Source organism: Paenibacillus eucommiae, assembly GCF_017874215.1.
Lineage (GTDB): Bacteria > Bacillota > Bacilli > Paenibacillales > NBRC-103111 > Paenibacillus_AI > Paenibacillus_AI eucommiae.
Genome location: NZ_JAGGLB010000007.1, coordinates 249,761 through 273,963, shown reverse-complemented (window position 1 = coordinate 273,963; position 24,203 = coordinate 249,761). Strand labels below are relative to the sequence as shown.

Sequence of the window (24,203 nt, the reverse complement as noted above, 5' to 3'; positions counted from 1 at the left end):
GTAAGGATCATGAATGTGCTTTTTGCTAAATATAATAGGGAGAGGCTGCCGCAATATCAAATTGAAACGGCAATTATCTCATCCGATAATGGACTAATAGCTCGTAAAAAGGCGCTAACACCGGTCTCAATCGCTCACATTAATCAGATATATATAAACTATAGTCTTCTTAGAGAAACTTACCCTACGCTGAATCTGTCGGAAGCAAAGCTTGAGGGGGATAGTCTCTTTTTATCTTATATTACTGGAAGTTATTATGATAATCTGGTAATAGAAAGTATTATAAATGAGGATCGCACATCTTTGCATGCATTACTGGATCTTTTTGTAGCATTTCTTGACCGTTTATCTGTTAAGAAGGACATCTTCATTTCAGATGAAGCATTTGAAAAGGTTTTTGCCACATCCCTTTCACTGCAAGAAACCAAGGTACTTAACATTGCAAACATCGATTTAACCTTTGATAACCTGGTTTATGACGCTGACCATAGCATTGTAGTCATTGACTATGAATGGGTGTTTGAGTTTGCTATTCCTGCTGAATTTATTTTATTTAGAAGTATCAATGAGCTTAATGCAAAATACTATGATTATTTGAATGGTGAATTTTCTATTGAATTCATATTCGAATATGTTGGAATTACAAAAGAAAAAGTTGAATTGTATAACAATCTTGAGCAAGGCTTTCAAAAATATGTATTTGGAGAAGAAAGAGAATATCAAATTGCAAATAAATATCTCAAAAAATCTACTAGCTTCGTAGATATGCAGGTTCAAACTAGACAAATGAGTGAAGCTATTGAGTTTTTGAAAATTGATAATAGCAAGTTGCAAGCGCAGGTTATAGAAATAAATGCCGCTTTTCAAGAGCTGCAAATGGAAAATAAAGATTTGTCTAGTGAAACCAAAAAGGTAAACGCCAAATTGCAAGAAGAAGTGCAAAATCATAAAGCACATATCGAAACATTATTGGATCAGGAAAGAAAGCTGCAGCGAATTGAAGGATCCGGTGGATACAGGTTTTTGTTGAAGTACTACAAACTAAGAGATTCTGTAATACCCGTTAACTCAAGAAGAAGATTGTTTCTTAAATTGTTAGTTATGCTTGTTAGAAAGCCAAAGCAATTTACTCAAAGGCTTCGAGTAGAAAATTTTAAAAAGTTTTTTAAGTATCTAAAAACAGACAGCAGCTCTTTATTGGGAGATCGTGTAGAAAGTTACTTACAAAAGTTTGATAACTCCCAAGAACGTAAAATCGAATTAGCCATTGTAGAAGATTATAGTGAAAAACTGATATTTAAAAATGTCGAAAACCCACTCGTTTCTGTAATCATTCCTGCTTATAATCAGTGGGCATATACTTACTCTTGTTTAAAGTCTATCTTGAAACATACGACAGATACTCCTTATGAGATCATTATCGCTGATGACATGTCAACTGACGAAACCGGAAATATAGCGAAATATGTAGAAAATATTCGAGTTATAAGAGATGGGAGCAACAGAGGGTTTCTATTAAATTGTAACAATGCAGCCCAGTATGCCAAGGGTAAATATGTATTGTTTTTAAATAATGATACAAATGTTCAAGAAAACTGGTTGAAATATTTGGTGGATTTAGTCGAAAATGATGTTACAATTGGCATGGTAGGTTCTAAATTGGTATATCCTGATGGAAAACTGCAGGAAGCAGGCGGAATCATTTGGAATGATGCCAGTGGATGGAATTATGGTAGGTTAGATGACCCTAATAAACCTGAGTACAACTATGTGAAGGAAGTAGACTATATTTCTGGCGCGGCTATTATGATTAGAACAGATTTATGGAATGAAATAGGTGGGTTTGATGAGAGATATGTTCCAGCTTATTATGAGGACTCAGATCTGGCCTTTGAAGTTCGTAAGCATGGCTATAAGGTAGTTCTTCAACCTAAATCAGTGGTTGTTCATTTTGAAGGTGTTTCTCATGGGACTGATACAGGTTCTGGGATTAAGAGCTATCAAGTTAATAATAGAGCAAAGTTTATTGAAAAGTGGTCTAATATACTGGAACATGAGCATTTTGAGAATGCGGTTAATGTTTTTTCAGCAAGAGATAGAAGCAAAGATAAGAAAACTATTTTATTTATAGATCATTATGTCCCACATTATGATAAGGATGCAGGTAGCCGAACAACATTCCTTTATTTAAAATTGTTTATCGAAATGGGACTGAATGTAAAGTTTTTAGGAGATAATTTTTTCAAGCATGAACCGTATACATCGGAGCTTGAACAATTTGGCGTTGAAGTTCTTTACGGAAAGTATTATAGGGATAACTATGAAAAATGGATGAAAAATAATGCTGATAAAATACATTATGTTTACTTAAATCGACCTCATATTTCTATCAAGTATATTGATTTTTTAAAGAAGCACACAAAAGCGAAGATCATTTATTACGGTCATGACTTACACTATGTTCGTGAGAAAAAACGTTATGAACTAGAAGGAAAAATTGAATATCTGAAATCCTCGGATCATTGGAAAAATATCGAATTTGATTTGTTTAGCAAATCAGATAAAATAATTACTTTGAGTGAAGCTGAAGAGAAATTGATTTCACTTAACTTTCCAAATAAAAAAGTGAATGTATTTCCTGTGTTCTATTTTGATAAGGTAGAAATGCTTTCATATATATCTGGACAACGAGAAGGTCTTCTATTTGTAGGAGGATTTTCACATTCACCAAATGTTGATGGTATAAAGTGGTTCTGTTCGAGGGTTTTTCCTTTAGTGATAAAGCAGATCCCGAGTATCAAGCTTTCTGTTGTCGGGTCTAATCCACCGCAAGAAATACTTAATCTGCAGTCCTCATCTATAGACATTAAGGGGTTTGTAAGTGATGACGTTCTCAATGAGCTATACTCTAAATCCAAAGTTATTATTGTCCCATTAAGATATGGAGCGGGAGTAAAAGGTAAAACAATTGAAGCTATGTTTCATCAAGTTCCCATAGTATCTACGTCATTTGGAACGGAAGGTCTGACCAATATTGAATCAATAATTCCATCTGTAGATGATCCGGTCGAGTTTGCACAAAACATTATTGACATGTATTCTAACACTCTATTATTAGAAGAAGTACAAAGGAAATATTATGACTATATTAACAAATATTTTACTAAAAAGAGTGCCAAAGAGATCATGGGAAATATATTGGAGGGATAAATATGACTGTTTTAATAACAGGAATCTGTGGAATGGTAGGATCCCACATGTGCGATTATTTTTATGAAACAAATGTTCATGTTGTCGGTACATATTATAAACCAACAACCAATATTAAAGAAATCAAAAATAAAGCTGACTTACACGAATGTGATGTGCGTTACTATTTACAACTATATAATATTATATCTAAATATAAACCCAACAGAATATTCCATCTTGCTGCCCAAAGTTATCCAACTGTTTCATGGGAACGTCCTCAAGAAACTATAGAGACTAATGTGAATGGAACAATAAATGTATTTGAGGCAGTAAAGCAAGTTAAAAAATATGATTCAAATTATGATCCAGTAATAGTAGTGGCTTGCTCAAGTGCGGAATATGGAAATTCTCTAACTCCAGAGAATGTTCCCATTAAGGAAGAAGCAGCATTGATGCCTCTTCATCCTTATGGCGTAAGCAAGGTTGCACAAGATCTTTTGGCATATCAATACTATCAAAGTGATGGGCTGAAATCTATTAGGGCAAGAATATTTAATACAACGGGTCCACGAAAAACTAATGATGCTTCTTCAGATTTTTGTCAAAGAGCGGTTGAAATTGAAAGAGGCTTAACAACTAATTTTAGAGTTGGCAATATTGAAACTAAACGAGCTATAACAGATGTTAGGGATCTTGTTAAGGCATTAGTTCTTCTTTCTAAGAAAGGGAAGCATGGAGAAGTTTATAATATAAGCGGAGCCAAAGTTTATCAGATAAGAGAAGTGTTGCAGATTATTAAGGATATAATAGATATAGATTTTCAACTTGAGGTAGATTCTAGATTGCTTAGACCAACAGATGAACCGATTATATTTGGTGACTCCACTAAGCTCATAAAGGAAACAGGCTGGAAGCAAGAATATACATTAAAACAAACTCTAACTGATATGATAACTTATTGGAGAGATAATAATGATTATTAGATCAATAAGACCCTTTAAGAAAAGAACTTGCCGATGGGGAACAGATCAGATATTTCTCATTATTGGAATGTGATAATAATTGTATTTTGTTTCATGCGGCTGATCCGAGTGAAGCTTATGTTTCAAATCAGAGACAAATATTGAATCGTACTGATTTAAATATTGAAAGGAATCTATAAATGATTATACGCTCAAAAGCACCATTAAGGTTAGGACTTGCTGGCGGAGGGACTGATGTATCTCCTTATTGTGATGAATTTGGGGGTTATGTTCTAAATGCCACATTAGACATGTATGCCTATTGCACGATTGAAACGACAAATGTTCATACGGTTTCATTCTTCGCCGCTGATCGAGATGAGTATTTTGAATCAAAGGCTTGTGAGCAACTGGTGTTAGATGGTCATCTGGATCTTCATAAAGGCATTTATAACAGAATTGTTCGAGAGTTTAATCATTTCACACCACTATCATTAAAGATAACAACTTATTCCGATGCCCCAGCAGGCTCAGGATTGGGATCATCATCAACTATGGTTGTAGCTATTATACAAGCGTATGTTGAATGGTTGAATCTGCCGCTTGGAGAGTATGATATTGCACATCTTGCTTATGAAATTGAACGAGTAGATGTGGGGTTGAACGGGGGGCGTCAGGATCAGTATGCTGCTACTTTTGGGGGCTTCAATTTTATTGAATTTTACTCAGAAGATCGAGTTATTGTAAATCCATTGAGAATTAAAAGCTGGGTCGTAAATGAGCTTGAAAATTCCATTGTACTTTACTACACAGGTGCTTCCAGAGAATCTGCTAACATCATTAATGAACAAGTGAAAAATGCGGAAAATAAAAACGAAAAGTCTTTGCAGGCGATGCACGAATTAAAAGCAGATGCTTTAATTATGAAAGAGGCTATTTTAAAAGGTGAATTGCAAAAATTTGCAGAATTCTTGGGTAAGTCGTGGGAAGCTAAAAAAAGAATGGCCAGTTCCATTTCAAATCATGACATTGACCATATATATGATATTGCGATGGAAGCAGGGGCTTATGCTGGCAAGGTATCAGGAGCCGGTGGTGGGGGATTTATGATCTTTATGGTTGATCCCGTCCGAAGGTTACAATTAATTAAAGAACTAAAGAGGCTGCCTGGTGAAGTTATTAATTTCCATTTCACTTCAGTCGGTGCTGAAGGTTGGAAAGCGTAGCTTTAGCATTATAATCAACAAACGTCGTTGCATTTGAGCGGCATTATATGTGTGAGACAAAAGATAGTATTCCGGGAAGGGTTGTTTTTAACATGGAGGCCATTGTTCTAGCTGGTGGAAAAGGCACGAGATTACAAACCGTTATTTCTGATGTTCCCAAGCCTATGGCGCTCATTAAAGGCAAGCCATTTCTTTGTTATATTTTAGATGAACTAAGTCATCAGGGATTTTCTAAAGTGATTATATCTGTAGGGTATAAAAAAGAATTAATTATTGATTATTTTGGCGAAGATTATCGGAATTTGAAGATACAGTATGCTGAGGAATTTGAACCATTAGGGACAGGCGGGGCCATTAAAAAAGCTCTGGAGCTCACGTCAGAAGCTAACTTATTTGTATTGAATGGCGATACTTATTTTGATGTTGATTATAAATCATTAATGAAACAGCAAATTGAATCAAAAGCTGATTTAACAATTGTTTTGAAGGAAATGAAAAATATCGATAGATATGGTACTGTAGTGACAGAAGGAAGTCGTGTGGTAAAATTTAATGAAAAACAACCAGCGGCTACGGGTAAAATAAATGGCGGTATATACTTATTAAAGCGTTACATTTTTAAGCAATTGGATCTGCCAGAAAAATTTTCGTTCGAATCCGATTTTATGCAAGTATATTATGATAAACTTGAGTTTTTTGGTTATATATCTGACGGATATTTTATTGATATAGGAATCCCTGAGGATTACTATAAAGCACAAAAAGAATTGAAGTGATACAATGAAGAAGAATAAAGCGCTGTTTTTGGATCGTGATGGGGTAATTAATGTCGAGAAGAATTATGTTCATAAAATTGAGGCTTTTGAATTTGTTGAGGGTATATTTGAGTTGACGAAATATTTTCAAGATATGGGGTATTTATTAATAGTAATTACTAACCAAGCTGGTATTGCAAAAGGTTTTTATTCAGAAAAAGATCTAAGTATTTTAACAATTTGGATGATTGAAGAATTTAATAAACGAGACATCACTATTTCTGGTGTATATTATTGTCCTTTTCATCCGGAAGGTTTGGGAGAATACAAGAAACAGTCAAACTGTAGGAAACCCGAGCCAGGGATGATTCTCCAGGCAGCACAAGATTTTAAAATTGATTTATCTGAGTCTTTGTTAATTGGGGATAAAGAAAGTGATATCGAGGCAGGATTCAGAGCTGGAATAAAGAACAATTTTCTATTTAATAACTTTTCTTCAAGAACGGATTCAATTTTTAAAATAACCCATTTAAAAGATTTGATTAAAGTTGTTTCTAGGAGCCCGACATGAATAAAAAAGTAGGCATTAATAAACTTTTTTTTGTTTTAATAGTTGTATTAGCCGTTTTATTTCAAGCTGTTCCTTTTAAAAATATATTATTTGATGTATATAAATGGCATGTTATTCAACCTGAAACATATCAAGGGGGGCTTTTCCTATTTATAATATTTTTTACCCTTGTATTAGTTTCATTGAAATTTAATGGTAGAGTTTTTAATTTTGTTTTAACTGCAGTAGTTGTACTTTACTTAAGAATCTATCAAGTGTTAGAAATTGCTTTATATGCTTATATATATTTTGAAATTATCGTTTCCATTGGAAGAAGCTTCTTGAATTATAAACCAAATAATGCGAAACGATATCTTGCCTCATTTTTAGTTGGACATATCATTTGGTTAGTTTTTGCGTTAGTAATTTCTTTACTTGGATACGGCCGTTTTGAGCATTTAAGGTTCTTAACCGTAATCCTTGGTCTGTTAAGTTTAATGCGTGGTTTTCACAAACCTATGATTGTTCATTTTTATAATTTAATAGAAAATAAAATTTCTATGTTTGGAAAAATCAGCATATCTTTTCTTACTATATTAATATTAATGCAATTTAATAAATCAAACAGTGCTTTTGATTATGATTCTTTATGGTATGGGCTACGACCTGAATATGTTTTAGTTGGTTCCCACTCCTTCTTTGATAACCTAGGAATGGTTAGCTTTGTTTATTATTATCCTAAATTGGTTGAATTGTTTTTTTTGCCATTAAGTAACCTTGGAGACTATAGTTTTATTTATGCTGGAAATATAATAACTTATATTCTATTAGTTGTTTTAATTATTTCTTTTTTGATAATATCAAATATAAATGTTAATAATGCAATTTTTTATGCTTGTGTAATATGTTCTCTTCCTGCAATTTCCAATATGGCTTCCACTGCAAAACCGGATATTTTTACATCGTTTTTAATTACAATGGGAATGTATTTTTTATGGAATTGGCTCCTTGAAAAAAAACATTTATACTTATATTTAGGGTTATCCTCACTTATTCTTTCTTTTGGAGGGAAGCTGACAAGTTTTGCTTTTTCGTCAATGATTATTTTAGGTTTGTTAATAATACTTATCTATAATAAATTTTCAAAAGTAAATTCTTCATCGATACAACCACCAACAAATAAGATTATTTCTATTAAAAATTTAATAATTATTATAGGTGCAGTAGTTGTTCTTATAGGACTATGTCTCAGAACATTTTTATTGACAGGGGTACCTTTTTATCCGGTTTTAGGAAGTATATGGAGTCGTATGGGTTTTGTCTTGAAATATCCCTTTTCAACAAAAAATGTTGAAAATATAGCATCCCAAGAAGCAGAAAGTATTATAGCACGATGGTTTCATTTATTCTTTGACCCAGATAAATACCCACACATAATAATGCTTTGGACTGGTAATGTAATGTTATTTTTATTTATAATTATTTTATCTTTAATTGTCATAAACAATAAAGTCAAAATAAATCTGAACAATAAATTGTTTCTAATGTTTACAACACCAATATGTTTAATTGGTATATATTACGGTACGATATTTCCATCAGGTGGAGACGGAAATATTTATCAAGCACCTATTATTGCCTTTTTAGTATTAGGCTTCTGTTTATTGCAAGAATTTCAGTTTAACTACAAGAAAATAATATTTGCAAGTTTGGTTTTGTTTGTGATTTTTCAAAACTTAATTACATTAGTCTCTCATCCATCATGGATATGGGGTACATCAAAAATAGAGTATAATCTTACTAAATCTATCAAAACTGATAACAACACCACCTTTTTTCAATATCATCAGTTAGATGAAATAGAAAAATATATACTGGAACACAATGGGGAAGGTAAGCGGTGCATAGGCGGTTTTGGAGATGACAATGTATTTAACAGACTTTCATGCAGATTTGAAAGTATTAATACACTTTCTTCACCTTTATTAGGAAATAATGATCTTATCAGTTCAGTAGAAAAATTTGATGAGTTTATTCATTGGGCAAATATTGAGTATATAATACTACCTAATGAGTATGAGGGTTTCGATGCTATAAAAAATCTAATTAGTAGCTTAGAGAATAATTCACATAATATTAAAATAACAACTGAAAAATATTTTCTTATTGATTTGTCAAAGTCTAAATATGAATTAGGATCCAATTTGGAAAATGGAGTACGTATTAATGGGTGGTATCAAAAAGAGAAAGACTACTATTGGGTAAATAAAGAATCACAATTATTGCTAAAGAGTAGAAATCAAGGTGAAGTACTTATAAAAGGTTCTATACCTGATCAAAATGATAACTTGAATTTAAAAATATATTCTAATGACGATCTTGTTGTTAATAAGACTTTTAGTAAAGGGCCATTGAATATCGTAATTAGTGTTGAAAAAAATGCTGATGTTGAACTTCGATTTGATTCGGATAAAAGTTTTATTCCCAGTAATTTAGGGATAAATAATGATACTCGGGAGTTAGCGTTTGTTGTCTATGACATAATAGCAAACTAGACCTCTAGCCAGAGGGCATCATTGAAAATGCTAAATTTGGGCTTCTAAATATATTATAGTGGGAGGTAGGAAGTGTTAAAGATATCGGTAGTATGCACTTTATATAGATCCTCTATTTATATAGAAGAATTCTATCAAAGAGTGAAGAAAACAGCAGAAATGATCACGGAAAATTTTGAAGTGATTTTTGTCAATGATGGATCTCCTGACAATTCCTTGGATGTTGCTCTTTCATTAAGAGAGAAGGATCATAGAGTTAAGGTTATTGATCTATCGCGTAATTTCGGTCACCATAAGGCTATTATGACTGGTCTAAGCTACGCTAATGGAGATTATGTATTCTTAATTGATGTTGACTTAGAGGAACCTCCTGAGTTACTTTATGATTTTTGGATGGAAATGGAGAAACATGATAATATTGATGTGATATATGGTGTTCAAGAAAAAAGAAGAGGGAATTTAAAGGAAAGAATTACTGGAGGGTTATTTTATAAAATTTATAATTATCTCTCTAATGATAAAATCGTTAATAATTCAGCAATGTGTCGTTTGATGAATTCTAACTATGTAAGTGCTCTTGTGTCTCATCATGAAAGAGAGATATTCTTAGCGGGTTTATGGGCTATAACAGGCTATAATCAACAAGCTATTTCTGTAAAAAAATACAGCTCTAGCCCTACGACATATTCATTTCAAAAAAAGCTAGCTTTAATGGTAAATGCAATCACTGCTTTTTCCAATAGACCCTTGGAATTTATTTTTAGTTTTGGTTCTATCATTTCTTTAGTAGCTTTTGCTTTTGTTATCTTCTTAGTCTTAAGGCAATTAATCTTTGGGATTAGCATGCAAGGATGGACATCAATTGTTGTTTCTATTTGGCTGATGGGAGGTATGATTATTTTCTGTTTAGGCATTGTGGGAATTTATATTTCGAAAATTTTTACAGAAGTTAAGCAGAGGCCTTATACAATTATCAAAAAAATATATGAATAGGTGGATGGATATGATTGATTTTTTGAAGTTTCGGAAGATATCAGATTTAGAACTAGAAGAACATTCATACAATATGCAAATACGCGGATTTACAATGTTTCAGGATTTTATTGATGATCAGTTAAGTGATTATTTAAGAGAAAAGTTAATGGTTGCAATTGAAAACTACAAACCCATAGGGTCGGAGAGAAGTGTTCTCGATAAGTATTTATTACATGATCTTGTTGCACAGGATGTGATTTTCGCGAAGCTTTTAGAAGATCCAAGATTGCAGGCAATACTTTCTGTATCGTTGGATCCATATTGGATAATGTATGCATTCACATCTTCTTCTCTACCACCAAGGGGAGTTAATTATGGTAGTCGATTGCATGTCGACAGCCCAAGATTAATTCCAGACTATGCTTTTAACATTGGCGTAATGTGGGCATTAGATGATTTTACTTTGGAAAACGGTGGTACTAAATTACTGCCAGGTTCTCACAATAGTTCAATTGTACCTGACAATAATTACTTTGAACAAAATTGTCATCAAATTATTTGTAAAAAAGGTACTTTTATAGTTTTTAATGCAAGAGTTTGGCATAGGGCAGGAGAAAATAAAACCGAGCATTGGCGGCATTCATTAACTATGAATGCGTGTAGACCTTATATGAAGCAACGTTTGGATTGGGTGAGGTTGATTCCAGAAGAGATTTCTAATAAACTTAATGATCAGGCTAGGAGAATCATAGGTTTTGATACACGCTTACCTACTAAACTCGAGGAATTTTTTGTGGAAGACGATCAAAGATTATATAAACCTAACCAAGGATAAACATGGGAGTGATGAAATGAATAAAGATATTATCAAAGCAAATATTGAAGTACATACCATTATGGCTGCTTCTTATAACCAAGAGCCACATTTCAAACCGGAAAATAGACAGAAAGTAAAAGAAAAGTTAATAGAATTGAGAGAAGCATCAGGCCCCAAATTACTCGATGTGGGGTGTGGTACTGGCTTTATTATTGATTTAGCAAAAGATTTGTTCGATGAAATCCATGGTATTGATGTTACTCAAGCTATGTTGGATCAGGTAGACATATCAAATGGGAATATAACTTTATATAATTCACCTGCTGAGACACTACCTTTTAATGATGATTCTTTTGACATGGCTACTGCCTACTCTTTTATTCATCATGTTCATGATTATACTCTTGTGTTAAAAGAGATATTTAGAGTTTTAAAACCAGGAGCAATTTTTTATGTTGATCTTGAACCTAATAAACTTTTTTGGCAGGCAATGTCTAACATAGAAAATAATATTAATAAGGAAAAATATTCAGATATCGTACTTAAAGAAATTAATTCAGTGCTGCATACGGATGAGAATGTACAAGCACAATTTGGTATCGAAAAGGAAGTATTTAACCAAGCTGAATATATTAAAAATATATTAGGTGGAATTGAACCCTATATATTTAGACAAGATAGTTTAGAAATTGGGTTTTCAAAATGTGAAATAGATTTTCAATGGTTTCTTGGACAAGGCACAGTAATGCATAGACAATCTTTTGAAGATTCTGAAGTAATTAATAACTATTTAAAAGAAATCAGACCATTAAGTAACCATTTATTTAAGTATTTAAGATTCATTCTTGTGAAATGAGGATGACCTATTGATTCGTAATATAATCATATTTGGTATTGGGGACTTTGCAGAACTTGTATATTACTATTTTAAGAATTGTAGTGACTACAATGTTGTAGCTTTTACAGTTAATAAATTATATATAAATACTGAAAAGTATCTTGGCGTTCCAATAGTGGCTTTTGAAGATATCGAAAAAAAATATCCAGTTGAAGAAAATGATATGTTTATTGCAATCGGATATTCAAAAGTAAATAAGATTCGTAGAGATAAATTTTTAGAAGCCAAACAGAAGGGATACAATCTAGCTTCATTTATTAGTAGTAATGCTATTGTTGCTGAGAATGCTACAATAGGTGCGAATAGTTTTATACTCGAAGGAGTTATTATTCAACCTTTCGTATGTATTGGTGATGCAGTTATTTTGTGGAGTGGATGTCATGTTGGACATCACTCCACAGTTAACAATTATTGTTTCTTAGCACCTTCTACTTCATTGTCAGGCTATGTGACCATCAATGAACTTAGTTTTATTGGGAATGGCGCCATTATTCGTGATAGTGTGATTGTAGGTAAAGAAAATGTTATTGGTGCAGGGGTTGTGATTTTGAATAATACTAATGATAAAAGTGTTTACAAATCAAGCGAGGGATCTCTATTAGGTATAACTAGTGATCAGTTAAGGAGTATTTAACATGAATACAGTAGCAGTTCTCCAATCGAATTATATCCCATGGAAGGGCTACTTTGATATAATCAACGATGTAGATATTTTCATTTTCTATGATGACGTACAGTATACCAAAAATGATTGGAGAAATCGAAATAGGATAAAGACATCAAATGGTACACAATGGCTTACAATCCCAGTCGGTTCTCACAACGAAAAATTAATATGTGAAGTGGGATTTAGTAATCTACAATGGGGGAAAAAGCATTATACAACCCTGCAGGCTAACTATTCAAGATCCCCTTATTATAAAAAATATAATGATTTTTTTCAATTTATATATTTGGATAAAAATTGGGAATCCCTTTCTGAATTTAATCAGTACGTGATTAAAACGATTTCTTCTGAATTTTTAGGGATTAAGACTGAGTTTGTAGATTCGCGTAATTTCAATACGAGTGACACTAAATTAGATAGGTTAATAAATTTGCTAGTAAATGTGAGAGCAGAAAAATATGTCTCTGGCCCAGCAGCAAAGGATTATATTATAGAAAGCTATTTCAGTGATAGAAGTATTGAATTATGTTATAAAAATTATCAGGGATATCCCCAATATAAGCAATTATTTGATCCCTTTGATCATTATGTATCCATTATTGATTTGTTATTCAATACAGGTGAAGATGCACCCTATTTTATTTGGGGATGGAGAGAAATTGATAAGTAAAATGAATAAAAAAACAGGAAGTTTAGTTGCCTATAATTTTTTGTTAGGTAGTATTTTGTCGCAAGCAATAGCTGTTTATTTTGGGAAGCTAGCAGCGACTCAATTACAGGGCATGGATGTTTTTGATGTATTATTTAATTCGTATTATATTATGTCTTTAGTATGCTTAATGATTCAGGCATTTTTTTGGCATTTAACATTAAAAAGATTGGAATTATCAATTGCGTACCCTTCGACAGCAATTCTTTTCATTTTTATTATTCTAATAAGCTACTATTTTTTTAATGAAAGTATTAGTATTAATAATGTAATAGGAATATTGATTATGATGGTAGGTATTATTATAATCAATAAATAGGTGTAGTTAATGTGGATAATTATTATATCAATTTTTGTGGTTATATTAAATGGCATGTGTCAAATTGTATTAAAAATAAGTGCAAATAAAAGTAAATTGTATAGCAAAAGCAGTATGCGAATTAAAATATTACATGTATACTCATTAATGCTATTAGGTTATAGCGGCTTTATAAGTATAACTATTTTAACAACCTACATTCTAAAGTTTCTTCCATTAAAAACTATGACAATCATTATGTCTTTTAATTATGTGGTTACAATTTTGCTGGCAATTATTATTCTAAAAGAAAAAGTAACGAAAAATAAATTAGTTGGGACTTTTATAATTATAATTGGTGTATTAGTATATAACGTTTAATTGGGGGCTGGATATGATTCCTTTTAATATCCCTGCTGTTATAGGGAATGAAGCTATATATATATCTGAAGCATTAAACAGTCGGAAGCTTTCAGGTGATGGTTATTTTACAAAAAAATGCCATGAATGGATTGAAACAAAATTCAGCATTGAAAAAGCATTGCTAACAACATCTTGCACACATGCTTTGGAGATGTCTGCAATATTATCAGATATTCAACCTGGCGATGAAGTCATTATGCCATCTTTTACTTTTGTTTCGACTGCTAATGCTTTTGTATTACGCGGAGCGAAGATAGTGTTTATAGATATACGCCCAGACACGATGAACATGAACGAACTGATAATAGAACAAGCAATTACTCCTAGGACTGTAGGTATAGTTCCTGTCCATTATGCTGGAGTTGCTTGTGAAATGGATATGATAATGAATATAGCATCTAAATATAATTTAAAAGTTATTGAAGATGCAGCACAAGGGGTAATGAGTCAATACAAAGGCAAATTTCTGGGTCAAATTGGTCATCTTGGTTGTTACAGCTTCCATGAAACAAAAAACTATAGCTGTGGTGAGGGAGGCTCTCTGCTAATTAATGATGGCCAATATACTGAACGTGCTGAAGTTATCAGGGAGAAGGGCACCAACCGATCAAGATTTTTTCGAGGGCAGGTTGATAAGTATACTTGGGTAGATATAGGTTCTTCTTATCTGCCTAGTGAAATCAACGCTGCCTTTTTATATGCACAGCTAGAAGCTGCTGAGCAAATTAATGAGAATCGATTGAAAAGTTGGAACTTATATTATCATTTGTTTGAATCATTGGCATTAAAAGAAAAGGTTAATCTACCTATTGTACCAGATAATTGCAAGCATAACGCTCATATGTTTTATATCAAAACACGAAATTTGGAGCAACGGACAGAGCTAATTAAATTTTTGAAATCCTATGAAGTAGCGGGTGTATTTCATTATGTGCCTCTACATACTTCAGAGGCTGGGGTAAGATTTGGTACTTTTTCTGGAGAGGATCTTTTCACAACATCCGAAAGTGAGAAGTTGATACGATTACCGATGTATTATAATCTTTCTGAAAGCGATATAAACAAAATAGTGGATATTGTGTATACTTTCTTTCAAAATAATTAACGAAGGGGTAGGACATCCGACATGAAAGGAATAATTCTAGCAGGTGGAACAGGCTCCCGATTGTTTCCCTTAACAAAGGTTACTAATAAGCACTTATTGCCAGTTGGGAAATATCCGATGATTTTTCACTCTGTTCATAAGCTTAAACAAGCAGATATACAAGATATTTTGATCGTTACTGGTAAGGAACACATGGGAGACGTTGTTAATTTACTTGGTAGTGGTAGAGAAATGGGAGTGACATTTACCTATAAAGTTCAAGATGAAGCTGGTGGAATTGCTGAAGCTCTTGGTTTAGCAGAGCATTTTGTTGGCGATGATAAGATGGTTGTTATTCTTGGAGATAATGTTTTTAATGATGAAATATCTACTTATGTTCAGAATTTTAGAGCGCAGGGGCGCGGCGCAAAAATATTAATTCAAGAAGTTCATGATCCTCAGAGATTCGGTGTGCCTGAACTTGCAGGTAGCAAAATATTATCTGTAGAAGAGAAGCCGAAGGTTGCCAAAAGCAATTATGCAGTTACAGGTATCTATATGTACGATAGTAAAGTATTTGATATTATCAGAACATTAAAGCCATCTGGACGCGGTGAATTAGAAATAACCGATGTGAATAATGCGTACATTAATAAAGAAGAGCTCACTTTTGATGTTTTAAAAGGTTGGTGGACGGATGCTGGAACGCATGCTTCTCTTGTGAAAGCAAACGAATTGGCTAAAGATCTTGTTTTTGGAGAAGAGTTCGGTATTCTTAAGCTTTGAAAGGAGATTGATTCGTGGAGATTATCCAGATAGATCTAGATGGAGTTCTTGTTATAACTCCTAAGATCAATGAAGATCAACGCGGTTTTTTTATGGAGAGCTACAATAAAGATAAATATCAAAACTTTGGTATTGATTATGATTTTATCCAGGATAATCACTCCCTTTCCATCACTCAGGGCGTACTCAGAGGGCTTCATTATCAATTGCATCCTAAATCGCAAGCAAAACTTGTAAGGGTCACAGCAGGTTCGATATATGATGTTGTCGTTGACATTCGTCAAGATTCATCCACATTTGGAGAATGGTTTGGAATAACATTAAGTAGTGTAAATAAAAAACAACTTTTAGTCCCTAATGGGTTTGCACACGGTTTTTGTACATTAGAGCCAAATACTGAGGTACTATACAAAGTAGATGAATACTACTCACCCGAGCATGACAGAGGGATTTTATGGAATGATCCTGACATTGGCATTCAATGGCCTGTAACAAGCCCATTATTATCGGATAAAGATCAGAAGCACCCACTGCTTAAAGATGCCGAAATCAATTTTTAGTTTGGAGTGAGCATTTTGAACATACTAGTCACAGGTTGTGCAGGCTTTATCGGAAGTAACTTTCTGCTGTATATGACTAATAAATACCCACAATATAGCTTCATTCATATAGATGCTCTGACATATGCCGGTAATTTGGAAAATTTAAAGCAGCTTGAGGAATTTGCCAATTATCAGTTTATAAAAGGTGATATTACGAATAGAGAATTAATAGATCGCATTGCCAATAATGGTGTTGATGCCATTATTAATTTCGCCGCGGAGTCGCATGTGGATAGAAGTATAACAAATCCTGAAATTTTTGTCATGACCAATATTATGGGAACTCAAGTGCTATTGGACGCTGCGAAGAAATATCAGGTTAAGAAATTTATTCAAGTATCCACAGATGAGGTATACGGAAGCTTGGGTTCAGAAGGATACTTCACTGAGAACACTCCGCTTGCACCTAATAGTCCTTACTCCTCGAGTAAAGCTGGTGCTGACCTTCTAGTTCGTGCTTATCATGAGACATTTGATTTACCCGTAAATATAACACGTTGTTCTAATAACTACGGACCTTTTCAATTCCCTGAAAAGCTTATTCCGTTAATGATCATTAATGCTCTACATGACAGAGATCTTCCTGTATATGGGGATGGATTGAATATTCGGGATTGGCTTCATGTTGAAGATCACTGTTCTGCGATTGATCTTGTTCTTCATCGGGGCATCAATGGTGAAGTTTATAATATAGGTGGCAATAATGAGAGGACTAATATTCAAATTGTGCAGAAGGTTTTGGCGCATTTGGGTAAACCTGAGAGCTTGATTAGGTACGTGACTGATCGTCCTGGTCATGATCGTAGATATGCTATAGATGCTTCTAAAATTGTTAGTGAGCTTGGATGGAAGCCGAAATATACGTTCGAAACAGGTATCGTAGAAACGATTGATTGGTATTTGGACAATCAAGATTGGTGGAAACGTATCATCAGCGGTGATTATCAAAAATATTACAATCAGCAATATGCTAACCGTTAAGAGGGACATATGAAAATATTAATAACCGGTGGCTCTGGACAATTGGGGACTGATCTTACGAGAATGTTAGGGGAGAAGCACCAGGTGTTCTCCTATTCAAGTCAAGAGCTTGATATTACGAATCAAAGATTGGTATGGGATGTTATAACGCAAGATTTACCTGATGTGGTCATTCATGCCGCTGCCTATACTAAAGTTGACTTAGCTGAGACTGAGCAAGATCGAGCCTATGCAGTAAATTCTCTTGGTACACGTAATGTAGCTATGGCTGCGGAGCGAGTAGGCGCCAAACTGGTCTATATAAGCACAGACTATGTTTTCGATGGTGAAGGGCTTCAGCCTTATCGTGAGTATGATTTACCAAACCCGAGAAGCGTATATGGGAAGACTAAGCTTGCGGGTGAAGAGTTTGTTAAGTCTCTTTCCACACGTTATTTTATTGTAAGAACCTCATGGGTGTTTGGACGGTATGGAAATAATTTTGTGAAGACCATGCTTAAGTTGGCGGAGAGTCGCACGGAGATTTCTGTTGTAGATGATCAAGTAGGATCTCCTACGTTAACAGTAGATTTAGTGGAATTCTTATCTCAGCTAATAAATACGACATATTATGGTCTTTATCATGTTTCTAATACTGGCAGTTGTTCTTGGTATGAGTTTGCTAAAACAATCTTCGATCTAACAGGAAAACGACACATCCAAGTCAATCCGATTAAAACAAGTGAATTTCCACGCCCTGCACCAAGACCTTCTAACTCCATCTTAGAGCATACGGCTATTCGTACTAATCAATTCAGCGATCTTCGGCATTGGAAAGAGGCACTTAAACAATATTTAACGGATAGTGACTAGAATGTAATTTTCTAGTCTTTTCATATTATTTCACAAATTAATCCAGCCTTAATACTCTTTCCCTAAGACAGTGGTATAATCATAAGAAACCAAAGATGTGGAGAAATCCAATGGATTTAAGCATACTGATTGTAAATTACAACACCCAAGAACTAACTTTAGCTTGTCTTCATTCTATATATAATTCAAATACGGAGTACAGTTATGAAATTATCTTGATCGATAATGCATCCAAAGACGATTCCGTTACAGAATTCAAGAAACAGTTTCCAGCGGCGAAAATCATTGCAAATAATGAAAATGTGGGCTTTGCGAAGGCGAATAACCAAGGTATGAGAGCTGCAGAGGGCAGATATGTGCTGCTGCTGAATTCGGATACGGTTATTAAACCGGACACATTAGACATTATGCTGCGTTTCATGGATGACCATCCAAACATAGGAGCCAGTGGCTGCAAGTTGGTTCTGCCAGATGGTACTCTGGATAAGGCATGTAAGCGAGGGTTTCCGACGCCATCTGCGTCATTTTATTATGCTTTTGGCTTCTCTAAGCTGTTTCCAAGGAATCCACGTTTTAATCAATATCAGCTTGGGTATCTTGATCCTGATCAGGAGTATCCAGTTGACTGTCTCGTTGGTGCCTTTATGTTGGTACGGAGAGAAGCGATTGATCAAGTTGGTATGCTGGATGAGGAATTTTTTATGTACGGTGAGGACATCGACTGGTGTTATCGCATTAAGCAAAACGGTTGGGGAATTTACTATTACCCCCGCACTTCTATTGTTCATCATAAAGGAGCAAGCAGCAGAAGAAAGCCCTATAAGATCATTTACGAGTTTCATAGAGCCATGTATCTGTTTCATCAGAAGCATTACCGAAATAAGTATCCAATGCTTGTGAACGGTTTGGTCTATGCGGGGATAGGTGTGAAATTTTTGATATCTTTGGTAATGAATAAGCTGGTTAGAAGAAAAATGAGCTAATTTTAAAACATTTCATGCTTTATATCCGTTATATTAGTGTTGCGAATAATGAATATTATGTACAATTAATCGTATAGATGATATAGATGGTTAGTAACAACAGTTATTGAATTAAGTATGTCCAAGCTTTGAGGTGAAATAAATGATTCGCAAGAATGAAAGATTCCTTACTCAGATTTATGCCTTAGCTGATTTCCTGACGATTCAGGCCGCTTTTCTCCTTGCGTGGTGGTTGAAGTTTGAGAGTGATTTGATTCCTCATGTTGCGCCGCTGCCTTTAAGTGATTATGCAATCTGGAGTTTTGTCTACGGGGCAGTGGCGCTGGGGATAGGTTTTAATATTGGGCTTTATGTGCCTAAGCGGAAGAAAAGGTTCGCTGATGAGATTTTTAAGGCTGTGCAGGTTCATTTAATTAGTGCTTTTGTTTTGCTGAGCTTGCTGTTCTTTTTCAAGGCTGTTGATATTTCGCGGATGTATTTATTTATGTTTTTTGTGGGCAGTGTTTGTTTTATTTCTATTTATCGTTATATGGTGAAGAGTTTTCTTAAGCAGTTTAGGGAGAAGGGGTATAACAAACAGTTTGTGCTGATTCTCGGTGCGGGGACGCTGGGGCGGAGGTTTTATGAGAATCTGAAGCAGCATCCGGAGCTTGGTTTTGATGTTGTGGGGTTTCTCGATGATTATGCGGTGGAGCATGAGCGGAAGCATATTCATTATAAGCCGATCCTTGGAACGGTGGATGAGCTGGAAGAGATTTTGCAGAAAACGCTTATTGATGAAGTTATTATTGCGCTGCCATTGGAGGCTCATTTGAAGTATGGGGACATTGTGAGAACCTGTGAAAAAGCGGGCGCTCGCACTTTGATTATTCCGGACTATTTTGATATTTTGCCTTCGAAGCCGTATTTTGATAATTTTGCTGGAATTCCATTGATTAATGTTCGTGATATTCCTTTGGATGAGATGTCTAACCGTACTTTGAAAAGAGGGTTTGATCTGCTTTTTTCACTTAGTGCGATTTTGATTACGCTGCCGCTGTTGCTAATCATAGCTGTTGGGATTAAGCTGACATCGCCTGGGCCTATTATTTTTAAGCAAGAACGGGTTGGACTTAACCGGCGTAAGTTCATGATGTATAAGTTCCGCTCGATGAAGGTGCTTTCCGGTCATAGTTCAGATACCCAGTGGACTACGGAAAATGATCCGCGGCGCACGGGGTTTGGGACTTTTTTGCGGAAAACGAGTCTGGATGAGCTGCCTCAGTTTTTTAATGTGCTGTTTGGTCACATGAGTGTGGTTGGGCCTCGCCCTGAACGGCCGTATTTTGTGGAGCAATTTAAAGAAGAGATTCCCAAGTATATGGTGAAGCATCATATTCGTCCGGGTATTACGGGCTGGGCTCAGAGTAACGGGCTGCGCGGGGATACGTCGATTGAGGATCGGATTAAGCATGATATTTTCTATATTGAAAATTGGTCGTTTCTGTTCGATATCAAAATTATTTGGAAGACGGTCGTGAATGGTTTCCTTAATAAAAATGCATATTAACCTTGGAATAAAATGATTTGTATCATCTATATTCGAAAAAATCCGCATAATTTACCATCATCCTTCCCATACTACTGGCATAGACTAGCAGCAGGGGAGGTTTTTGGTTTGATCGATCATGACGACGCTTACCAGGATGAGCATGCAGCAGTGGGCAGAGGTTTGATAGTGGGCTTAGTGCTTGGTTCCCTTATTTGGGCGATTATTATAGGCGGAGTAATTTATTCGTGGCTGTAGAAAATTCGTTATTGCTTGATGTTGATTTGAATGCAAAATATAAGGCCTTGTGAAACCAGAACGGTTTTGGAGGTCTTTTATGCTGTTGAATTGTTTGTTTCCTGTATCTTGTTTCTTGACTCCTCTCTCTGTGTTTCTGCGATATTAAGCAAGATCCCACTTTGTTAAGCTTTTGCCTAACTTAGTAGGATCTTGTTTTTTTGTCGTTCAATAAATACATGATGCAATCCGTTATCATTGAACGATTTTTTTAGGTGGAGGAATTAATGTTGAAATAAACCTGTACCTGGACCAGGTCGGTGATGCTGCCATCCTTGGCGCTGCGGTCGTATACCCATAGTTCGCCGCTGCGGGCGGTAGGGGATTTGTCGAAGGGGAGGGCTGCAGAAAAATATCCATAGGCGGGGGCCCCTTCAGTTGCGGTTGTAAAGCGTTCGTTAGAAATGATTTCATTGTTAGCATCCACCAGCTGCATCATCACATTGGCCTCGAATACACGGGCGAATCCTTCGACTTGCTGTCCACTGCATACTGTATCTCCGGGAAAAGGGCGGGTAACTACGATGTTCCTTGATGATGGCAGCGGTATGATCAGCCGATAGCCTGGATAAATTAAATCGCCGGATAAACCGGGACGGCTTTGATTAGCGACCAAAATGGTATTGATTGGAACACCTAAATGCTGAGAAATCCGGGTTAACGTATCGCCCTGAACGACTTCATACATAAAAGCTGGTACCCAAAGTGATTGTCCGGGGAATATCAAATTGGGATTTTGAATGCGTTTGTTGATTCCGATTAGCAAATCTGGATGCGCGGCAAAGCGATAGGCGATCGAATAGAGAGTATCCCCCTGCGCTACTATATAAATGGTGCGATTTGGCAGGATTGAGGGTGTGGGTACGGCGAGCGTCCATCCGGGATAAATCAGGTTCACGTCGGTGATTGGCGGGTATATAGCATTTGCCTGTCTCAGCGCATTTTCAGTGCTTCCGAATCTGGCAGCGATCGAATACAAGGTATCCCCGGATTGAACCTTATATATGACATGTGTTTCATGTACAACGGCCATTAAAGCTCTACTCCTTCCACTCCGTAAAAACTCCATATAAGATCCATTTAAGATCTATATAAGTCCCTGTAAGAAATAAATGTATAAAATAGTATATGTGCCTATGAGGGCAGGTGTTCGATGTTATCTATATGTAAGTTAATATAACATTAAACTCGAAAAAAGCAACGAAAAACAAATAAATCTTCTCTTTTCGTTATTTTTATGTTAATATACATAACATAAATCAATGAGAATGGGGTTGCGAATCATGATTGTAGGTCTCCGAGTTATCAAAACAATCATATCTATCGCGATTAGCATTTCAATCGCTCGTTTGCTCCACCTGGAACCGGATCATTTCGCAGGAATTGTATCTATGCTGGCTATTCAACCTTCTGTTTATCGCTCTCTTCATCATACTTTGTCACATATGGCCAGCGCCTTGCTTGCATCGGTTATCGGCATTACGGCTGCTCTCGTCTTTGGCAATGGATCGTTCGTTATTGCTGTCGTTGCTTTGCTCGTCATGACACTGCATGTAAAGCTGAGGCAGACTGCCTCATTAACGCTTGCGGTAATAGTTGCAATTAATACAATGGGAACCTCGGACGATTTAGCTGGAAGTGCCGCGGCGTATAATCAGTTTTTGCTTGTATTGATTGGCATGACGGTCGGAACTGTAGTCAATGTGGTCCGGAAGCCAAGGCATCATGAACGCGAAGAAGTACTTCTGGAGAAGTCGGAAAGTATGCTGCGAGTGCTGCTGCATTTCATTAGGCTCGATTTGGAGGCAAAGCGGATGACGCCGTATAAGTCGGAAATGCGCCTGCAGATCGAAGAGGTTAGAGGTTATATCGAAAAGGGGAAAGGGATCTCACAGCTCATCCGGGAAGACCGGTGGTTAAGTAGAGGCAAAAATACCGGGGCTGGAGAAATGTTCCGCACCTATGAAACGATGGTGGAACGAATTCGGGATCTCGTCAAAGCGCTGCAAAAAGCGGATGTGACGCATGCGGAATCTGCCCGTCTCATTCGGGCTATAGATATGGTTATCCGCGGGCAGGAACGCATGAAGCTTGATGACAAATCATTTCCGCTGTCCATGCTGCTTCGTGCCATGGCTCCTTCACGCGAAGCGAACCCAGATCACCAGGAGATGTCCCGCTTGCTTCCCTATTACCAGGCTTACGAGGCGCTCGCCGATTATCTTCGTGAGCTGGAGGCGAGCGCATCTATAGTAATTGTAAGGCCTGTCAAACACCGGACGCTGGATGCTTCGACATTTCCTCCAACACAAATCAGATTTTCGTAACTCACTTTGGATAATTCAGCTTGTAAAATCATAACCTGCCCTGTATACTTTAGTTACTAGACCGCATAGTCAGTTAATTGTGACGGAGGAGGAGTTCAATCATGGCAAGACCTGCAGGGCAAGGGGAACAGACGAAAAAGCTGATCGCAGCTAAAGCCAAAGCCTTATTCGAGCAGAAGGGCTACTCAGCAGCCACCATGGATGAAATTTGCTCGATCACTGGTTCTAGCAAGGGCAGTATTTACTACCATTTTAAAAATAAAGCTGCCTTGTTCATCTATATTTTGGAGCTTTCGACGCAGGAGTGGGTGGATAAATGGGTGGAAATAGAAGCCACGGTGCATACTTCTACGGAAAAGCTTTACAAGCTTGCGAACCATTTCGCAACGGATTTTCAGAACCCGCTGCTCAAGGCATCGGAAGAATTCGCAGGCAGTGAAAGTGCTGATCCTGAAGTCAAAACGAGGCTGCTGGAACTATCTAGATTACATTATCCTTTGTTTCAACAATTATTGAAGGAAGGAATAGAACATGGTGAGTTTCGTGATGTCCCGTTGGATGAGTTTACATTCATAGTTCTTGGACTTTTGGCGGGGCTGGGGATCTCTTACTTTGATTATGAATATGAACAGATGGAAGAGCTTTATCGTAAAGCGATTGATTTGCTGTTGCAAGGTGTTCAGGTGAAATAGCTGTAAATTTTTTTGGTTAATTAATAAACCGGATAGTCGGTTTA

Annotated in this window: 24 protein-coding genes; 23 read left to right on the top strand and 1 reads right to left on the bottom strand. The window is 35.8% G+C overall.

Annotated elements, in window-relative coordinates; translation table 11 throughout:
- The first annotated feature begins 9 nt into the window (after positions 1–9).
- From J2Z66_RS13265 to J2Z66_RS43420, 21 genes are all read left to right on the top strand, one after another.
- Positions 10–3,210 carry a glycosyltransferase gene (locus J2Z66_RS13265; protein WP_209971900.1) on the top strand — a complete coding sequence of 1,067 codons (3,201 nt, stop codon included), beginning with the start codon at positions 10–12 and terminating at the stop codon, positions 3,208–3,210.
- A gap of 2 nt (positions 3,211–3,212) precedes the next feature.
- Positions 3,213–4,175 (top strand): GDP-mannose 4,6-dehydratase, encoded by a 963-nt coding sequence (locus J2Z66_RS13260; RefSeq protein ID WP_209971899.1) that lies wholly within the window; start codon positions 3,213–3,215, stop codon positions 4,173–4,175.
- A 179-nt stretch (positions 4,176–4,354) separates the two neighbouring features.
- A complete protein-coding gene (locus J2Z66_RS13255) occupies positions 4,355–5,380 on the top strand; it encodes a GHMP family kinase ATP-binding protein (RefSeq protein WP_209971898.1) in 1,026 nt (341 codons plus the stop codon).
- A 92-nt stretch (positions 5,381–5,472) separates the two neighbouring features.
- Positions 5,473–6,156, top strand: coding sequence for a nucleotidyltransferase family protein (locus J2Z66_RS13250; RefSeq protein WP_209971896.1), 684 nt, complete (start codon positions 5,473–5,475; stop codon positions 6,154–6,156).
- 4 nt (positions 6,157–6,160) lie between these two features.
- The gene (locus tag J2Z66_RS13245) at positions 6,161–6,706 is read left to right on the top strand and encodes a D-glycero-alpha-D-manno-heptose-1,7-bisphosphate 7-phosphatase (RefSeq protein WP_209971894.1); all 546 of its coding nucleotides are present in this window, start codon (positions 6,161–6,163) and stop codon (positions 6,704–6,706) included.
- The gene (locus tag J2Z66_RS13240; protein WP_209971892.1) at positions 6,703–9,240 is read left to right on the top strand and encodes a hypothetical protein; all 2,538 of its coding nucleotides are present in this window, start codon (positions 6,703–6,705) and stop codon (positions 9,238–9,240) included. The genes J2Z66_RS13245 and J2Z66_RS13240 overlap by 4 nt, the downstream gene beginning before the upstream one ends.
- Before the next feature lie 72 nt (positions 9,241–9,312).
- Positions 9,313–10,233: a glycosyltransferase family 2 protein gene (locus J2Z66_RS13235; RefSeq protein WP_209971891.1), complete on the top strand. Its 921-nt coding sequence runs from the start codon at positions 9,313–9,315 to the stop codon at positions 10,231–10,233.
- 10 nt (positions 10,234–10,243) lie between these two features.
- Positions 10,244–11,050 (top strand): phytanoyl-CoA dioxygenase family protein, encoded by an 807-nt coding sequence (locus J2Z66_RS13230; protein ID WP_209971890.1) that lies wholly within the window; start codon positions 10,244–10,246, stop codon positions 11,048–11,050.
- Between the two features lie 16 nt (positions 11,051–11,066).
- Positions 11,067–11,888: a class I SAM-dependent methyltransferase gene (locus J2Z66_RS13225; RefSeq protein ID WP_209971888.1), complete on the top strand. Its 822-nt coding sequence runs from the start codon at positions 11,067–11,069 to the stop codon at positions 11,886–11,888.
- Between the two features lie 10 nt (positions 11,889–11,898).
- On the top strand, positions 11,899–12,564 hold the full coding sequence (locus J2Z66_RS13220; RefSeq protein WP_209971887.1) for an acetyltransferase: 666 nt from the start codon (positions 11,899–11,901) through the stop codon (positions 12,562–12,564).
- A gap of 1 nt (position 12,565) precedes the next feature.
- A complete protein-coding gene (locus tag J2Z66_RS13215) occupies positions 12,566–13,267 on the top strand; it encodes a WbqC family protein (protein WP_209971886.1) in 702 nt (233 codons plus the stop codon).
- Positions 13,257–13,625, top strand: coding sequence for an EamA family transporter (locus J2Z66_RS13210; RefSeq protein ID WP_209971884.1), 369 nt, complete (start codon positions 13,257–13,259; stop codon positions 13,623–13,625). The genes J2Z66_RS13215 and J2Z66_RS13210 overlap by 11 nt, the downstream gene beginning before the upstream one ends.
- A 9-nt stretch (positions 13,626–13,634) precedes the next feature.
- Positions 13,635–13,985, top strand: a complete 351-nt coding sequence (locus J2Z66_RS44060) for an EamA family transporter (protein WP_209971883.1) — start codon at positions 13,635–13,637, stop codon at positions 13,983–13,985.
- 13 nt (positions 13,986–13,998) lie between these two features.
- Positions 13,999–15,132: a dTDP-4-amino-4,6-dideoxygalactose transaminase gene (gene rffA, locus J2Z66_RS13200; protein ID WP_209971881.1), complete on the top strand. Its 1,134-nt coding sequence runs from the start codon at positions 13,999–14,001 to the stop codon at positions 15,130–15,132.
- A gap of 21 nt (positions 15,133–15,153) precedes the next feature.
- On the top strand, positions 15,154–15,897 hold the full coding sequence (locus tag J2Z66_RS13195; RefSeq protein ID WP_209971880.1) for a sugar phosphate nucleotidyltransferase: 744 nt from the start codon (positions 15,154–15,156) through the stop codon (positions 15,895–15,897).
- A 14-nt stretch (positions 15,898–15,911) separates the two neighbouring features.
- On the top strand, positions 15,912–16,457 hold the full coding sequence (rfbC, locus tag J2Z66_RS13190) for a dTDP-4-dehydrorhamnose 3,5-epimerase (RefSeq protein WP_209971878.1): 546 nt from the start codon (positions 15,912–15,914) through the stop codon (positions 16,455–16,457).
- Between the two features lie 15 nt (positions 16,458–16,472).
- The gene (gene rfbB, locus J2Z66_RS13185; protein WP_209971877.1) at positions 16,473–17,480 is read left to right on the top strand and encodes a dTDP-glucose 4,6-dehydratase; all 1,008 of its coding nucleotides are present in this window, start codon (positions 16,473–16,475) and stop codon (positions 17,478–17,480) included.
- A gap of 9 nt (positions 17,481–17,489) precedes the next feature.
- The gene (rfbD, locus tag J2Z66_RS13180; protein ID WP_209971876.1) at positions 17,490–18,332 is read left to right on the top strand and encodes a dTDP-4-dehydrorhamnose reductase; all 843 of its coding nucleotides are present in this window, start codon (positions 17,490–17,492) and stop codon (positions 18,330–18,332) included.
- A gap of 110 nt (positions 18,333–18,442) precedes the next feature.
- Entirely contained in the window at positions 18,443–19,315 is an 873-nt protein-coding gene (locus tag J2Z66_RS13175; protein ID WP_209971875.1) for a glycosyltransferase family 2 protein, read from the top strand.
- Between the two features lie 142 nt (positions 19,316–19,457).
- The gene (locus J2Z66_RS13170; protein WP_209971874.1) at positions 19,458–20,864 is read left to right on the top strand and encodes an undecaprenyl-phosphate glucose phosphotransferase; all 1,407 of its coding nucleotides are present in this window, start codon (positions 19,458–19,460) and stop codon (positions 20,862–20,864) included.
- Positions 20,865–20,972: 108 nt separating this feature from the next.
- Positions 20,973–21,101, top strand: coding sequence for a hypothetical protein (locus J2Z66_RS43420; RefSeq protein ID WP_281068829.1), 129 nt, complete (start codon positions 20,973–20,975; stop codon positions 21,099–21,101).
- Between the two features lie 250 nt (positions 21,102–21,351).
- Here J2Z66_RS43420 and J2Z66_RS13165 read toward each other — a convergent pair whose 3' ends face one another.
- Positions 21,352–22,173 carry a LysM peptidoglycan-binding domain-containing protein gene (locus J2Z66_RS13165; RefSeq protein ID WP_209971873.1) on the bottom strand — a complete coding sequence of 274 codons (822 nt, stop codon included), beginning with the start codon at positions 22,171–22,173 and terminating at the stop codon, positions 21,352–21,354.
- Positions 22,174–22,423: 250 nt separating this feature from the next.
- On the opposite strand from J2Z66_RS13165, the gene J2Z66_RS13160 reads away from it, so the two are divergent.
- Both J2Z66_RS13160 and J2Z66_RS13155 read left to right on the top strand, forming a co-directional pair.
- Positions 22,424–23,467 (top strand): FUSC family protein, encoded by a 1,044-nt coding sequence (locus tag J2Z66_RS13160; RefSeq protein ID WP_209971871.1) that lies wholly within the window; start codon positions 22,424–22,426, stop codon positions 23,465–23,467.
- A gap of 101 nt (positions 23,468–23,568) precedes the next feature.
- Positions 23,569–24,159, top strand: a complete 591-nt coding sequence (locus tag J2Z66_RS13155) for a TetR/AcrR family transcriptional regulator (RefSeq protein ID WP_209971870.1) — start codon at positions 23,569–23,571, stop codon at positions 24,157–24,159.
- The last annotated feature ends 44 nt before the right edge of the window (positions 24,160–24,203 follow it).